The organism is Streptomyces sp. NPDC047028 (assembly GCF_040644095.1).
GTDB lineage: Bacteria > Actinomycetota > Actinomycetes > Streptomycetales > Streptomycetaceae > Streptomyces.
Genome location: NZ_JBEYVS010000001.1, coordinates 408972 through 423309 on the forward strand (window position 1 = coordinate 408972; position 14338 = coordinate 423309).

The window sequence follows — 14338 nt, forward strand, 5'->3', positions numbered from 1 at the left end:
CTCATCCGGCCGGGTCGGCGGCCCCTTCCTGCCCCTGGCCGCGGGATACGGAGCCGTCAGGCCCCCCTTCCAGGGCCCGCGGGTTCACCGAGCGGACTGCGCCCCGCGACCAGTCCGGGTCGGACCGGGCCCCGAGTTCGTCCAGGACCAGGCGGTACGGCTTCACCCGCACCCGGGCCTGACTCCACTCGCCGAAGCGGCGGAACAACTCCCACAACTCGTCCGGCACCAGCCGCCCGATCGACCACCCACGGCCGCGGACCACCGAACACCCCGAATCGCGCGCGAGGAAGGTCTCGCGCTGTTCGACGCCTTCGCCTCGACGGAGACGTCCCCGCACGTGAACTCGGGCAAGCGGTTCGAGGCCGACAGCGCGGGCCGGCCTACCGCGTCGCGGTTCTCAGGGGGGCTGTCGCCGCGGCCGCCCGTCCCCCTTCCTGGTGTGACGCGGGTTACATCGGCTCCATGTCACGAACGGAAGGGCAGCTCGCGTCTGGTGGTCGTCCGCACGGCGGGAAAGACCGACACGATGGAGATGGCAGAGCGATGAACGCGACAGCGGCACAGCAGCACGAGGTCCTGGTCCTGGGCGCCGGCTACGCGGGGCTCTCCGCCGCGATCCAGCTCGCGGCCCGCGCAGGGAAGCGGGGGACACCGCGTGTGACGCTGGTCAACCCCTACGACACCTTCACCGAGCGGCTCCGCCTGCACATGACCGCCACCGGCCAGGAGACGGCCGAGAGGTACATCCCGGAGCTGCTGGACGGCACCGGCGCCTCCTTCGTCCGCGGCTGGGTCACGGCCGTGGACGCCGGGGCGAAGACCGTCCGGATCGACGACGACCGGGTCCTGCACTACGACACCCTGGTCTACGGTCTGGGCAGCATCGCGGACACCGCCGCCGTCCCCGGCGTGGACGACCACGCCTACACCCTCGACAGCCCGGAGGACGCCGTCCTCCTCGCCGAACGGCTGACCCGGTCGGGCGGCGGGACCGTCGTGGTGGGCGGCAGCGGCCTGACCGGCGTCGAGGCCGCGGCGGAGATCGCCGAGCGGCTCCCGGAACTCCAGGTGGTGCTGCTGGGCCGGCAGGAGCCGGGCGCGAGCATGCATCCGAAGGCCAAGGCCCACCTGGATGCGGTGCTCGCCCGGCTCGGTGTGCGGGTGCGCAGTGGCGTCGACGTGGTCAAGGTGCTGCCGGGCAGCGTCGAACTCGCGGACGGCTCCAGCATCCCGGCGGCCGCGGTTCTGTGGACCAGCGGTACCCGCGTCTCACCGCTGGCCGCCGCCGCGGGCCTGACCGTCGACGAGCGCGGCCGTGTGGTCACCGACAGCGCGCTGCGCTCGGTCTCCCACCCGGACGTCTACGCTGTGGGCGACGCGGCGGCGATCTACCAGGGTTACGGCGTGATGCACGGGACCTGCCAGAGCGGCATGCCCACCGGCGTGCACGCGGCCCTCTCCATCCTGCGGGTGCGGGCCGGCAAGGAGCCCAAGCCCTTCCGCTTCGGCTACTACCACACACCCGTCAGCCTGGGCCGAAACGATGGCGTCGTGCAGTTCACCCATCCCGACGACAGCCCGCGCCGGATCGTACTGACCGGCAAGCGGGCCGCGAAGTACAAGGAGACGGTCTCCGCCGCGCCGTGGGCGACTTTCGTCCGCATGAAGAAGATGCCCGCCTCGGGCGCGTTCTGGCCGCACGGCGGCCGCTACACCCGGATCAGGAGCGCCAAGTGACCCAGCCGCAGCAGGCCGGCCCCGACCAGCTCGCCTTCCAGCAGTACGGCACCCTGCTCTTCTCCGTGGCCTACCGAATCCTCGGCACCGCCGCCGACGCCGAGGACCTGGTCCAGGACGCCTGGTTCAAGTGGTCGGCGGCCGACCGTTCCCAGGTCGTCGACCCCAAGGCATATCTCACCCGGATCGTTTCCAACCTGGCGATGGAACGGCTCCGCTCGACGCGCCACCAGCGCGAGACCTACGTCGGGCCATGGTTGCCCGAGCCGATCCTCACCGGCCCGGACACCGCCGACGGCGCCGCCATGGCGGACTCGGTCTCCATGGCGCTGCTGGTGGTCCTGGAGACGCTGAGCCCCCTGGAGCGCGCGGTCTTCGTGCTGAAGGAGGTCTTCGCCTTCAGTTACGCGGAGATCGCCCAGGCGGTGGAACGCTCGGAGCCGGCGGTCCGGCAGGCGGCGCATCGCGCCCGCGAACACGTACAGGCCCGTCGGCCCCGTTTCACCGCGGACCGCGCCCGCCAACGCGACGTCACCGAGCGGTTCTTCGCGGCGGCGACGGGCGGCGACATCAACACCCTGATGGAGCTGCTCTCCCCGGACGTGACGCTGTGGACCGATGGCGGCGGCAAGGTCCGTCAGGCTCTCAAGCCGGTCGTCGGCCTGGAGACTGTCGCCGGTTGGTTCGCCGCACTCGGCACCGCGACCTACCAGGGCATCGAGCCCGGGCAGATGCGGGCGGAACTCACCTGGATCAACGGCGGCCCGGGGGTGGTCTTCCGCGGCCCGGACCGCGTAGTCGCCACGATGACCTTCGACTTCGACCCGGACGGGCGCATCTCGGCCATCCACAATGTGGCCAACCCCGACAAGCTCCACGCCGTCGCCGACGGCACCCGACACGAACTCGCCTGAGGAGCACCGTCGTTGCGGACGGCCCGGCAGCTGCCGGTCGGTGCCGGCGCCAGGTCGGACTTCGGCCTTCGAGCGGCCACCGCCGAACAACCCGGTGACCACGACCCTCCGGCGGAGCGCTGCCGACGCGGGCGGGCGGGCCGCGCGCCGGCAACGACACGGCGGGGACGGCAGGCGCGGCCGGGGAGACCACTAGGACCTGTCCGGCGGATCTTCGTGGGCCCGCGACGACTGGCACGCCCTCTCGCCGCACGCCCGAATCACCCGAGTACGTCCAGTACGAGGGCGATCCGGGCGCACGCCGAGAGCACGCAGCAGACGCCGCGGGCTGCTCCACGAAGATCCGCCGGACAGGCCCTAAGCCCCGTCACCACCGAGCACCCGTCCGATCTCCGCCAGCCCCCGGTCGAGGTCCTCCTCCGAGACGATCAGCGGCGGGGCGATGCGGATCGTCGCGCCGTGGGTGTCCTTGACCAGGACGCCACGGTCCATCAGCCGCTCGGACACCTCGCGGCCGGTGCCGTACGCCGGATGGACGTCCACCCCCGCCCACAGGCCCCGCCCCCGCACCGCCGTCACCCTGCCGGTGCCGGCCAGCGCCGCCAGCGACCCGTGCAGACGCTCGCCGAGCCGGGCCGCCCGCTCCTGGATCTCGCCGGAGCGCAGCATCGCGATCACCTCCAGCGCCACCGCGCAGGCCAGGGGATTCCCGCCGAACGTCGACCCGTGCTCACCGGGCCGGAACACCCGCAGCACCTCGGCGCTCGACACCACCGCCGACACCGGCACGATCCCGCCCCCGAGCGCCTTTCCCAGCACGTACACGTCCGGTACGACCCCCTCGTGCTCGCACGCGAAGGTCCGCCCCGTGCGGCCGAGCCCCGACTGGATCTCGTCGGCGACGAACAGCACGTTCCGCTCCCGGGTCAGCTCCCGCACCCCGGCCAGATAGCCCGCCGGCGGCACGATCACCCCCGACTCGCCCTGGATCGGCTCCAGCAGCACGGCCACCGTGTTCTCCGTGACCGCCGCCCGCATCGCCGTCAGGTCCCCGTACGGCACGATCTCGAACCCCGGCGTGTACGGCCCGTAGTCCGCGCGGGCCTCCGCGTCGGTGGAGAAGCTGATCACCGTCGTCGTACGGCCGTGGAAGTTGCCGCCCGCGACCACGATCTTCGCCATCTCCGCGGGCACCCCCTTCACCCGGTACCCCCACTTCCGCGCCGTCTTCACCGCCGTCTCCACCGCCTCCGCGCCGGTGTTCATCGGCAGCACCATCTCCATCCCGCACAGCTCCGCCAGCTCGGCGCAGAACGCCCCGAACCGGTCGTGGTGGAACGCCCGCGAGGTCAGCGTCACCCGCTCCAGCTGCGCCCTCGCCGCCTGAAGCAGCCGCCGGTTGCCGTGCCCGAAGTTCAGCGCCGAGTAGCCCGCGAGGAAGTCCAGGTAGCGCCGCCCCTCCACATCCGTCATCCACGCGCCCTCCGCCGTGGCGATCACCACCGGCAGCGGGTGGTACGTGGGCGCGCCGTGCGCGTCGGCGGCGGCGATCAGTGCTTCCGTGGCGGTCACAGCGGCTCCCGGGAACGGCGGACGAACGGCACCCCCTGCTTACCCCCTCATCCCGCCCGCCTGGTGGACGCGGCCGCCCGACGGCCCGGCGTGCCGTATAGGCTGGCGGCGGGCCGTGACTGGCGCGCTGGGATGGGACCGACCATCGGGGAGCGGCTTCGTAGCAGCGAGTGCCGTGCGCCTGGGCCGAACCGTGAACCGTGACCGCAGCAAGCACGCCAGCCGGAGGCCGAGCGCCATGTCAGAGCAGCAGCCCCTCTCCACCGAGTCCACCGCCTTCCGCGCCGCCCTCGACGTGATCCGCGCCGTGGAGCCCCGGGTCGCCGACGCGATCGGCCAGGAGGTCCACGACCAGCGCGAGATGCTCAAGCTGATCGCCTCCGAGAACTACGCCTCCCCGGCCACCCTGCTCACCATGGGCAACTGGTTCAGCGACAAGTACGCCGAGGGCACCATCGGCCGCCGCTTCTACGCCGGCTGCCGCAACGTCGACACGGTCGAGGCGCTGGCCGCCGAGCACGCGAAGGAACTCTTCGGCGCCCGGCACGCCTACGTCCAGCCGCACTCCGGCATCGACGCCAACCTCGTCGCGTTCTGGGCCGTCCTCGGCGCCCGCGTCGAGGTCCCCTTCCTGGAGAAGACCGGCGCCCGCCAGATCAACGACCTCACCGACGCCGACTGGGCCGAGCTGCGCCAGGCCTTCGGCAACCAGCGGATGCTCGGCATGTCCCTGGACGCCGGCGGCCACCTCACCCACGGCTTCCGCCCGAACATCTCCGGCAAGATGTTCGACCAGCGCTCCTACGGCACCGACCCCGCCACCGGCCTCATCGACTACGAGGCCCTGCGCGCCCAGGCCCGAGAGTTCAAGCCGCTGATCATCGTCGCCGGCTACTCGGCCTACCCCCGGCTGGTGAACTTCCGGATCATGCGCGAGATCGCCGACGAGGTCGGCGCGACCCTCATGGTCGACATGGCCCACTTCGCCGGTCTCGTCGCCGGCAAGGTCCTCACCGGAGACTTCGACCCGGTCCCGCACGCCCAGATCGTGACGACGACCACCCACAAGTCGCTGCGCGGCCCGCGCGGCGGCATGGTCCTGTGCGACGACTCCCTCAAGGACCAGGTCGACCGCGGCTGCCCGATGGTCCTCGGCGGCCCGCTGCCGCACGTCATGGCCGCCAAGGCCGTCGCCCTCGCCGAGGCCCGGCAGCCCGCCTTCCAGGACTACGCCCAGCGCGTCGTCGACAACTCGCGCGCCCTGGCCGAGGGCCTGATGAAGCGCGGCGCCACCCTGGTCACCGGCGGCACGGACAACCACCTCAACCTGATCGACGTCGCCGGCTCCTACGGCGTCACCGGCCGCCAGGCCGAGGCCGCCCTCCTGGAGTCCGGCATCGTCACCAACCGCAACGCGATCCCGGCCGACCCGAACGGCGCCTGGTACACCTCCGGCATCCGTATCGGCACGCCCGCCCTGACCACCCGGGGTCTCGGCGCCGCCGAGATGGACGAGGTCGCCGGCCTCATCGACCGCGTCCTGACGACCACCGAGCCCGGCACCACCAAGTCCGGCGCCCCCTCCAAGGCGGCCCACGTCCTCGACCCGAAGATCGCCGACGAGATCTCCCACCGCGCGACCGACCTGGTCGCCGGCTTCCCGCTGTACCCGGAGATCGACCTCGGCTGAGCCGGCCCGGTCGCCGGCTCACAGATCGATCAGCTCCTGACGCGGCTCCCCACGCGGCGGCCCGGCCTCACGCCGGGCCGCCGCGCGGCGCACCAGCAGCGTGCCGCCCACCCCGGCGCCGAGCCCCGCGCCGGCCCACCACCACCCGGCCCCGCCACCGGACCCGCCCGGAGCCCCGGCCTGTCCGCCCAGCAGCCCCGTGCGCTCCAGTTCGTCGTAGACCGCCCGGGACGCCCGGTGCCAGCGGATGTCGTCGTCCTCCACGTCGGGCGCCGGGTCCGAGCGCACCCACGGGGTGCCGTCCTCGGCGAGGAACAACTGGTCCTGCCGCTCCACGGCCACATCACCGCCCGGCGCCCGACGCGTCCGCGGCCAGCCGCCCACCCCGCTCAGCCCCCACACCACGGTCAGCCGCACCGCCGGGTACCGCCCCTCCGCCCACGCCTCGGGCACCCGCTCCGACCCCGCGTACGCCGGATCCAGCAACCGCACGAGCCGCGCGAAGTCCGCCGACCCGTCGGTGAACGCCGCCGTCCGCCCGGTGCCCCCCGCCACGACCATCGCCACGTCCGGCACGTCCGGCGCGTCCGTGCCGCCGGCTTCGGCCCACGCGGCAAAGGCCCCCGCCCACCCGAGCAGCAGCGCCGCCGCCACGGCTCCCACCAGCCGTCCACCCCGCCCGCCCACCGACCGCCCCCTCCCGCTCCGGGGCCCCGGCCGCCCCGCCCTGCTCCCTTGTTACACCGCCGGGCACCGATCGCGGCCCACCTGTTCCCGACCAGTTCCGGATCGGGGTGCCGAACCTGAGAGAATGGTGAACATGGCCAACGATCGTCCCCGTGTGCTCTCCGGAATCCAGCCCACCGCAGGCTCGTTCCACCTCGGCAACTACCTCGGCGCCGTCCGCCAGTGGGTCGACCTGCAGAACACCCACGACGCGTTCTACATGGTCGTCGACCTGCACGCGATCACGGTCCCGCAGGACCCGAAGGAGCTGCGGGAGAACACCCGGGTCGCCGCCGCCCAGCTGCTCGCGGCCGGCCTGGACCCCGAGCGGTGCACGCTGTTCGCGCAGAGCCACGTGCCGGAGCACGCCCAGCTCGCCTGGCTGATGAACTGCATCACCGGTTTCGGCGAGGCGTCCCGGATGACGCAGTTCAAGGACAAGTCCGTCAAGCAGGGCAACGACCGCACCACCGTCGGCCTGTTCACGTACCCGATGCTGATGGTCGCCGACATCCTGCTCTACCAGGCCGACCAGGTCCCCGTCGGTGAGGACCAGCGCCAGCACCTGGAGCTGACCCGCGACCTCGCCGACCGGTTCAACCAGACCTACGGCGACACCTTCGTCATGCCGAGCCCGTACATCCTCAAGGAGACGGCGAAGATCTACGACCTTCAGGACCCGACCGCCAAGATGAGCAAGTCGGCGGCCACCCCGAAGGGCCTGATCAACCTGCTGGACGAGCCGAAGGCCACCGCGAAGAAGGTCAAGAGCGCCGTCACCGACACCGACACGGTGATCCGCTTCGACCGCGAGCACAAGCCGGGTGTCAGCAACCTCCTGACGATCTATTCGACGCTCACCGGCAGGGCGATCACCGACCTGGAGGCCGCCTACGAGGGCAAGGGCTACGGCGCCCTGAAGACCGACCTCGCCGAGGTCATGGTCGACTTCGTGACCCCGTTCCGCGAGCGCACCCAGCAGTACCTGGACGACTCCGAGACGCTCGACTCCATCCTGGCCAAGGGCGCGGAGAAGGCGCGGGCCGTCGCCGCGGAGACGCTCGCCCACGCCTACGACCGGATGGGCTTCCTGCCGGCCAAGCACTGAGCCCCGCTGAGCCGAGCGCTGCACATCACCTCGGCCGCACCTGCCGACACCGCGGGTGTGGCCGTACAGTCGAAGCCCGGACACCGACGACAGGAGACGACGTGGGGACCGTAACGATCGGTGTGTCGATCGCGGTCCCGGAGCCTCACGGCAGCCTGCTCCAGGAGCGGCGCGCGGGCTTCGGCGACGCCGCCGCGCACGGCATCCCCACGCACGTCACGCTGCTGCCGCCGACCGAGCTGGACGCGTCCGCGCTGCCCGCCGTCGAGGCGCACCTGACCGAGGTGGCCGCGACCGGCAGGCCGTTCCCGATGCGGCTCTCCGGCACGGGGACCTTCCGGCCGCTGTCGCCGGTGGTCTACGTACGGGTCGTCCAGGGGGCCGAGGAGTGCACCCGGCTGCAGCAGAGGGTGCGGGACGCGTCGGGGCCCGTGGCCCTGGAGCTGCGGTTCCCGTACCACCCGCACGTGACCGTGGCGCACGGGATCGACGAGGACGCGATGGACCGGGCGTTCGAGGAACTGGCCGGGTTCGACGCGGGGTGGTCCTGCACGGGGTTCGCACTGTACGAGCAGGGGCCCGACGGGGTGTGGCGGAAGCTGCGGGAGTACGTGTTCGGGGGGGCTGGGGTGGTGCCTTCACAGGGCAGCGCGTCGAGGGCTGATCGCGCCCGCGCGGCGGAGCCGCATATCGGATGCAGCCCCGCGCCCCCCTTGGGGCGCTAGATCGGCAGCCTTCTGAACAGGGCCCTCGGGGTGTGGCGCAGGGCTGACATGAGCAGGCGCAGGACGCCCGGTACCCAGATGATCTCCGAGCCTCTGCGCAGGCCCAGTTCGATGGATGTGGCGATCGCTTCCGGGGTGGTGGTGATCAGGCCCGTGCGGCGGACGGGGGCGGGGCGTACGAGCATGACGTGGACGCCGGTGCCGTGCAGGGCGTCGCCGAGGCCCTGGGTGAAGGTGTCCAGGCCGGCCTTGCTGGAGGCGTGGATGAAGTCGGCGCGGCGGGGGCGTTCGGCGGTGGCCGAGGAGAGGACCACCAGGGAGCCGTGGCCCTGGGTCTGGAGGGCGCTCGCCGAGACGAGGGCGGCGGACAGGGCGCCGGTGTAGTTGGTCTGGCCGATGCGGACGGCGCGCAGCGGGTCGCGTTCGTCGTGGGCCTGGTCGCCGGGGACGCCGAAGGCGAGGAGGACGCAGTCGACGGGCCCGTCGGCGAAGACCTTGCCGAGCGTCTCCACGTGGGACTCGGGGTCGAGCGCGTCGAAGGCGACGGTGCGGACGTCGGCGCCGAGGCGGCGCAGCGAGTCCGCGGCGGACTGAAGCGCGGGGGAGGGGCGTCCGGCCAGCCATACCGTGCGGGTGCGGCGGGCGATCAGCCGGCGGGCGGTGGCCAGCGCGATCCCGGAGGTTCCGCCGAGGACGAGCAGGGACTGGGGCAGATCGGTGGCGTCCTTCATGACAGTCGACCGTATCGCCCGCATATGTCCGCCTTGGTGAAGAAACGCGGTGTTGACGAGCGCGGGAAGCGGGCAGACGTCCGCTCATGGACTGGCTGAAGAAGCTCCCCGGCGTCGGGCCGATCGTCACCCGCCTGATGGACACGCACGCGTGGCGGTCGTACGAGCGGCTGGACCGGGTGAAGTGGGCGCGCCTGGCCGCCGCGATGACGTTCGTGAGCTTCGTGGCCCTGTTCCCCCTGCTCACCGTGGCCGCAGCGATCGCCGCCGCCACGCTGGACCCGGCCCGGCAGAAAACTGTCCAGCACAAGATCGCCGCCCAGTTCCCGGGCCTCTCCGACCAGCTGGACCTCACCTCGCTGGTCCAGAACGCCGGCACGGTCGGTGTCATCGCCGGTGCCGCGCTGCTGTTCACCGGCATCGGCTGGGTCGGCCAGACGCGGGACTGCCTGCGCGCGGTGTGGGAGCTGCCCGACCACGACGAGAACCCGGTCGTCGCCAAGGCCAAGGACGCGGGCATCCTGCTCGGGCTCGGCGGCGCCCTGCTGGTGACGCTCGCCGTGTCCACCCTGGCCTCGGCGCTGGTGGGCCGGCTCGCCTCACTGTTGGGCCTCGCCGAACACGGCTGGGGCACGGTCCTGCTGCGGATCGCCGCGTTCGCGGTCGCCGTGGCCGCCGACGTCCTGGTGCTGCTCTACGTCCTGACCCTGCTGCCCGGCGTCGAACCGCCGCGCCGCCGCCTGGTGGTGGCCGCGCTGACCGGCGCGATCGGCTTCGAACTGCTGAAGCTGCTGCTCAGCGGCTACATCCAGGGGGTGGCAGCGAAGAGCATGTACGGCGCGTTCGGCGTCCCCGTCGCCCTGCTGCTGTGGATCAACTTCACCACGAAACTGGTCCTGTTCTGCGCCTCCTGGACGGCGACGCCGAGCAAGGAGGCGCAGCCGGCGGCGGCCCCCGTCACGGACGGGGCCGACGGCGCATCAGGTCGGGCAGCGGCCACCGGCGGTTGACCAGGAACGCCCCGCCCGCGAGCAGCACGAGCAGCCCCGCGGCGACGGCCAGGGCGATGCCGATGCCGCGCGAACCGTGCCCGGTCGTCGCGCTCGCCACGGCCGTGGACCCGGCGCCGCCGGTGCGCGGCGTCGTACTCGCCGAGGCGCCGGACGTGGCGTCTGCCGACGGCTGCGCGGACGCCTGTACGGCGTTCAGCGGCGGCACCAGTTCGCCGACGGGAGTGACCTTGCCGTCCGCCTGGAAGCCCCAGTCGAGCAGCTTCGCGGACTCCTTGTAGACCTCGTTGTGCTCGTGTTTCTGCGGGTTCATCATCGTGACCAGCAGCACCTTGCCGTTCCGCTCGGCGACGCCGGTGTAGGTGGCGCCCGCGTGGGTGGTGTTGCCGTTCTTCACCCCGGCGATGCCCTGGTAGACCGGCACGTCGGTGTCGCCGCTCAGGAGCCGGTCGGTGTTCTGGATGGGCTTCGACTCGAAGGTGGCCCGCACGGTCGAGCAGTAGTCCCGGAAGTCCTTCTTCTGCAGCCCGGAACGGGCGAACAGCGTCAGGTCGTACGCCGACGACACCTGTCCCGGCTCGTCGTAGCCGTCGGGGCTGACCACGTGCGTGTCGCCGGCCTGGAGTTCGTCCGCGTGGGCCTGCATGTCCTCGACGGTCTGCGGGACTCCGCCGTTCATCGCGGACAGCACGTGCACGGCGTCGTTGCCGGAGCGCAGGAAGACACCGAGCCACAGGTCGTGAACGGTGTACGTGTGGCCCGTCTTTATGCCGACCACGCTGGAACCGGCGCCCATGCCCTTCAGGTCGGCGGCCACCACCTTGTGCTTCGTCGTCTTCGGGAAGCGGGGCAGCAGGGTGTCCGCGAGCAGCATCTTCAGGGTGCTCGCCGGGGGCAGCCGCCAGTGCGCGTTGTGCGCGGCGAGCACCTGCCCGGACTCGGCGTCGGCGACGATCCAGGACTTGGCGGTGAGGCCCTCGGGCAGCACCGGGACCCCGCCGCCCAGATTGACCTGGGTGCCGGTCAGGCCGAGCCGGGCCCCGCCCAGCGTGGACATCGTCGCCGGGGGACTGGCCGCCGAAGTGGCCGATGAATTGGCCGGTGAATTGGCCCCCGAGGTGGCCGACGCGGTGGCCGAGGGCGTCGGGGCCGCGAGGGCGGCGGGCGCGGCGGCGGACAGGGACAGCAGCGTGGCGGAGGCGACCAGCAGGGCGCGCCGGGCGGTGTTCTTCGGTGCGGGCACGCTCGGAAACGTACCTGGAGCCGCCCCCGGCGCCCCGACCCGGCCCCCACCCCCGGCCGGGAACGAGGAGGGGCACCGCGATACTGGACGTATGAAACTCAGCCGCCCGGTCTCCTGGTTCCTGCTCGCCTTCGGGGTGTGGAGCTGGGTCATCTGGGTCACTTTCGTCAAGAATCTCGTCAAGGACGGCAGCGGACTCGCCTTCGACGACGGGCACCCCACCGCCTACTTCTGGGTGCACCTGCTGCTGGCGGTCGTCTCCTTCGTATTGGGGACGGTCATCGGGGGCATCGGGTTGCGCGGACTGCGCGCACTGCGCCGGACGTCGTAGCCGGGCGTCGGCCCCTCGTCTGTGCGCACCCTGTGAAAGCCGGGCCTTCGTAAGTTCTGGCACATCTGTCGGATTGCTCTTCCCCCAGGTGAAAAACGTGTGATTAGGTGAGCCGCGCCACTAGGGGGTGGCGGTATGTGTGCTGAGCCAGGGGTAGGGCCTTGGCAGGCCTGGGAGGGGCACCACCATGCGATCTGTTCGCATGCGCATTCTCGTGACACTGCTCGTACTCGCGGTCGTGGGAATCGGCGGCTGGCAGTTGCTGCCGTCGCAGGAGAACAAAGACAAGACGATCACGGTCGGTACGACGGACGCCGTCACCTCACTGGACCCGGCCGGCGCCTACGACGCCGGTTCCTGGGCCCTGTACAGCAGCGTCTTCCAGACCCTGCTGACGTTCGAGCCGGGCGGCGTGCAGCCGGTCCCCGACGCGGCCAAGAGCTGCGCCTTCGTCAGCGGCAGCGGCCTGAAGCAGTACCGGTGCACACTGCGTGACGGCATCACCTTCCCCAGCGGGCGCGCGATGACCGCCGAGGACGTGAAGTTCTCCTTCGACCGGGTCAAGAAGATCCACTCGGACGTCGGCCCCGTGTCCCTGTTCTCCACGCTCGGCTCGGTGAGCGCCGACGACGCGCACACCGTCACCTTCCACCTGTCGTCGCCCGACGCCACGTTCCCGCTGAAGGTGGCCACCGGCGCGGGGTCGATCGTCGACCGGGAGAAGTACCCGGCGGACGCGCTGCGCAAGGGCTCCGAGGTGGACGGCACCGGCCCGTACACGCTGACGGCGTACACCAAGAACAGCAAGGCCGACCTGACGCCGTACAAGAGCTACAAGGGCTACCTCGACAGCACCGGGCGCCCGATCGAGCTGCGCTACTACGGCGACTCCCAGAAGCTCAACGCCGCCTGGGCCGGCAAGCAGCTCGACGTGGCCACCCGGACGCTCCCGCCGCACGTGCTGTCCGCGCTGAACCCGAGCGACCCCAAGGAACGCGTGTCCGTCTCGGACAGCGCCGAGACCCGCAACCTGTACCTCAACACCCACGCCGGCTCCCCGCTGCACGACGCGCGGGTGCGGCGCGCGATGGCCTGGCTGGTCAACCGCGAGCAGCTGGCCTCGACGGTGTACGACGGCACGGTCGACCCGCTGTACTCGCTGGTCCCGACCGGCCTTATCGGCCACACCACGTCCTTCTTCGACGCCTACCCGACGCAGAACGTGAAGAAGGCGCGCGAGCTGCTCACCGAGGCCGGCGTCAAGCTGCCCGTCGAGTTCACGTTCGGGTACGGCGAGGGGCGGGGCGCGGGCAAGCAGGAGGCCGCCGAGCTGAAGAAGCAGCTGGAGGCGGGCGGCCTGTTCAAGGTGGACGTCAAGGGCTACGAGTGGACCAGGTTCCAGAAGCTGTGGGCCGCGGGGAAGATGGACGCCTGGGCGGTCGGCTGGGTGGCCGACTACCCGGACCCGGACACCTTCGGCGCCCCCCTCGTCGGCACCGGCTCCACCATGTTCACCGGTTACAGCAACAAGTCCGTCGACAGCCTCATCCGGGACAGCCAGCAGTACGCCGACCGCAGCCGGGTGGCGCAGGACTTCCGCCGCCTCCAGGGTGACGTGGCCGCCGACGTGCCGCTGATCCCGCTGTGGCAGGCCAAGGAGTACGTCGTCAGCAACGAGGACGTGGGCGGCGGGCAGTACCTCGCCGACGGCACGGGCGTGTTCCGCCTGTGGCTCCTGAAGTGGATCTGATCAGTCGCCGTTGACGGACCCGGGCCGGCCCTTGGCCGCCGGGTCCGGCAAGGCCTTCGTCATGCCCGGCAGGAAGTCCGTGAACAGCTCGTGGACCTCCAGCACCAGGGGGCGCAGGGCCCGGAACCGGGCCAGGGCCACCCCGCGCGCGGTCAGCCGGGCGCCGCGGCGGGCCAGCCGGTAGCTGCGCTCACGGCCCTCGGTGCGGTCGAACACCCAGTACAGGACCAGGCCCATCTGGGCCAGCCACATCAACTCCGGGAGGGCGTCGCGCAGTTCGGGCGCCACCTTGGACTTGGAGCCGGCCAGCACCTCCCGGTGCACGCTGATGGCCTGCGCGCGGGCGTGCTCGCTCTCGGGGGAGAAGGGGCTGAGCGGGCTGTCCGGGTCGGCGGCGTTCTTGAAGAACTGGACCGCGAACTCGTGGTACGGCCGGGCGATGTCCAGCCACGCGGTGAGGACCCCGGCCAGCCGTGACTCCAGGTCGGTCTCGCGGTCCAGGACCTGGCGTACGGCCAGCTGGTGGTCGGCGGCGATGCGGTCGTAGAAGCCCTGGATCAGGTGTTCTTTGCCGGCGAAGTAGTAGTAGGCGTTGCCGACGGAGACGCCGGCCTCCTTGGCGATGGCCCGCATCGTCGTCTTGTCGTAGCCGTTCTCCTGGAAGAGGCGCATGGCCGTTTCCAGGATGAGGGCGCGGGTCTGCTCGGACTTGCTGCTGGGCGCGGCCGCGGGGCCGTCGTTCTTGGCGGGCACGAAGGTGAGCCTATGCGGTTGGCTGCGCCCCCCGGGGGGTGGTGG

The 14338-nt window shown here is 71.7% G+C and carries 13 protein-coding genes and 2 pseudogenes; 9 read left to right on the top strand and 6 right to left on the bottom strand.

All coding sequences use genetic code 11. From position 1 onward, the window contains the following. Nucleotides 1-21: 21 nt before the first annotated feature. Nucleotides 22-205: pseudogene (locus ABZ854_RS01885) on the bottom strand (IS5/IS1182 family transposase); the annotation flags it as partial. Nucleotides 206-277: 72 nt separating this feature from the next. Between ABZ854_RS01885 and ABZ854_RS01890 the strand changes: the two are divergent. The 3 genes and pseudogenes from ABZ854_RS01890 to ABZ854_RS01900 all read left to right on the top strand — a co-directional run. After that, nucleotides 278-382, top strand: a pseudogene (locus ABZ854_RS01890) (alpha/beta hydrolase); the annotation flags it as partial. A 164-nt stretch (nucleotides 383-546) separates the two neighbouring features. Beyond that, a complete protein-coding gene (locus ABZ854_RS01895; RefSeq protein WP_361202643.1) occupies nucleotides 547-1740 on the top strand; it encodes an FAD-dependent oxidoreductase in 1194 nt (397 codons plus the stop codon). Further along, nucleotides 1737-2654, top strand: a complete 918-nt coding sequence (locus tag ABZ854_RS01900; RefSeq protein WP_361202646.1) for an RNA polymerase sigma-70 factor — start codon at nucleotides 1737-1739, stop codon at nucleotides 2652-2654. Before ABZ854_RS01895 ends, ABZ854_RS01900 begins: the two co-directional genes overlap by 4 nt. A gap of 357 nt (nucleotides 2655-3011) precedes the next feature. Here ABZ854_RS01900 and rocD read toward each other — a convergent pair whose 3' ends face one another. Continuing rightward, entirely contained in the window at nucleotides 3012-4226 is a 1215-nt protein-coding gene (gene rocD / locus ABZ854_RS01905; RefSeq protein ID WP_361202649.1) for an ornithine--oxo-acid transaminase, read from the bottom strand. Between the two features lie 238 nt (nucleotides 4227-4464). Here rocD and ABZ854_RS01910 point away from each other — a divergent pair, with 238 nt between their 5' ends. Beyond that, nucleotides 4465-5916 carry a glycine hydroxymethyltransferase gene (locus ABZ854_RS01910; protein WP_361202652.1) on the top strand — a complete coding sequence of 484 codons (1452 nt, stop codon included), beginning with the start codon at nucleotides 4465-4467 and terminating at the stop codon, nucleotides 5914-5916. Between the two features lie 18 nt (nucleotides 5917-5934). Here ABZ854_RS01910 and ABZ854_RS01915 read toward each other — a convergent pair whose 3' ends face one another. Beyond that, the gene (locus ABZ854_RS01915; protein WP_361202806.1) at nucleotides 5935-6477 is read right to left on the bottom strand and encodes a hypothetical protein; all 543 of its coding nucleotides are present in this window, start codon (nucleotides 6475-6477) and stop codon (nucleotides 5935-5937) included. 259 nt (nucleotides 6478-6736) lie between these two features. On the opposite strand from ABZ854_RS01915, the gene trpS reads away from it, so the two are divergent. Continuing rightward, nucleotides 6737-7750: a tryptophan--tRNA ligase gene (gene trpS, locus ABZ854_RS01920; protein ID WP_361202655.1), complete on the top strand. Its 1014-nt coding sequence runs from the start codon at nucleotides 6737-6739 to the stop codon at nucleotides 7748-7750. A 101-nt stretch (nucleotides 7751-7851) separates the two neighbouring features. After that, a complete protein-coding gene (locus tag ABZ854_RS01925; RefSeq protein WP_361202658.1) occupies nucleotides 7852-8475 on the top strand; it encodes a 2'-5' RNA ligase family protein in 624 nt (207 codons plus the stop codon). On the opposite strand, the gene ABZ854_RS01930 is transcribed toward ABZ854_RS01925, so the two are convergent. Next, nucleotides 8472-9206 (bottom strand): SDR family NAD(P)-dependent oxidoreductase, encoded by a 735-nt coding sequence (locus tag ABZ854_RS01930; protein WP_361202661.1) that lies wholly within the window; start codon nucleotides 9204-9206, stop codon nucleotides 8472-8474. The genes ABZ854_RS01925 and ABZ854_RS01930 overlap by 4 nt on opposite strands. A gap of 86 nt (nucleotides 9207-9292) precedes the next feature. Between ABZ854_RS01930 and ABZ854_RS01935 the strand changes: the two genes are divergently transcribed. Next, complete coding sequence (locus ABZ854_RS01935) at nucleotides 9293-10216, top strand: YihY/virulence factor BrkB family protein (protein ID WP_361202664.1); 924 nt, start codon at nucleotides 9293-9295, stop codon at nucleotides 10214-10216. Here the strand turns inward: ABZ854_RS01935 and ABZ854_RS01940 are convergent. Beyond that, the gene (locus ABZ854_RS01940) at nucleotides 10164-11459 is read right to left on the bottom strand and encodes a D-alanyl-D-alanine carboxypeptidase (RefSeq protein ID WP_361202667.1); all 1296 of its coding nucleotides are present in this window, start codon (nucleotides 11457-11459) and stop codon (nucleotides 10164-10166) included. The genes ABZ854_RS01935 and ABZ854_RS01940 overlap by 53 nt on opposite strands. Nucleotides 11460-11550: 91 nt before the next feature. Between ABZ854_RS01940 and ABZ854_RS01945 the strand changes: the two genes are divergently transcribed. Further along, on the top strand, nucleotides 11551-11790 hold the full coding sequence (locus tag ABZ854_RS01945) for a hypothetical protein (RefSeq protein ID WP_361202670.1): 240 nt from the start codon (nucleotides 11551-11553) through the stop codon (nucleotides 11788-11790). Nucleotides 11791-11992: 202 nt separating this feature from the next. Further along, nucleotides 11993-13540, top strand: a complete 1548-nt coding sequence (locus tag ABZ854_RS01950) for an ABC transporter substrate-binding protein (RefSeq protein ID WP_361202673.1) — start codon at nucleotides 11993-11995, stop codon at nucleotides 13538-13540. On the opposite strand, the gene ABZ854_RS01955 is transcribed toward ABZ854_RS01950, so the two are convergent. Further along, nucleotides 13541-14293 (bottom strand): TetR family transcriptional regulator, encoded by a 753-nt coding sequence (locus ABZ854_RS01955; protein WP_361202676.1) that lies wholly within the window; start codon nucleotides 14291-14293, stop codon nucleotides 13541-13543. Between the last annotated feature and the right edge of the window lie 45 nt (nucleotides 14294-14338).

Excerpts from the sequence above, each read along its gene's own strand:
- ABZ854_RS01895 (WP_361202643.1), top strand. The coding sequence starts at position 547 with ATGAACGCGACAGCGGCACAGCAGCACGAGGTCCTGGTCCTGGGCGCC.
- ABZ854_RS01950 (WP_361202673.1), top strand. The coding sequence starts at position 11,993 with ATGCGCATTCTCGTGACACTGCTCGTACTCGCGGTCGTGGGAATCGGC.
- ABZ854_RS01915 (WP_361202806.1), bottom strand. The coding sequence starts at position 6,477 with ATGGTCGTGGCGGGGGGCACCGGGCGGACGGCGGCGTTCACCGACGGG.
- trpS (WP_361202655.1), top strand. The coding sequence starts at position 6,737 with ATGGCCAACGATCGTCCCCGTGTGCTCTCCGGAATCCAGCCCACCGCA.
- ABZ854_RS01935 (WP_361202664.1), top strand. The coding sequence starts at position 9,293 with ATGGACTGGCTGAAGAAGCTCCCCGGCGTCGGGCCGATCGTCACCCGC.
- ABZ854_RS01945 (WP_361202670.1), top strand. The coding sequence starts at position 11,551 with ATGAAACTCAGCCGCCCGGTCTCCTGGTTCCTGCTCGCCTTCGGGGTG.
- ABZ854_RS01930 (WP_361202661.1), bottom strand. The coding sequence starts at position 9,206 with ATGAAGGACGCCACCGATCTGCCCCAGTCCCTGCTCGTCCTCGGCGGA.
- ABZ854_RS01910 (WP_361202652.1), top strand. The coding sequence starts at position 4,465 with ATGTCAGAGCAGCAGCCCCTCTCCACCGAGTCCACCGCCTTCCGCGCC.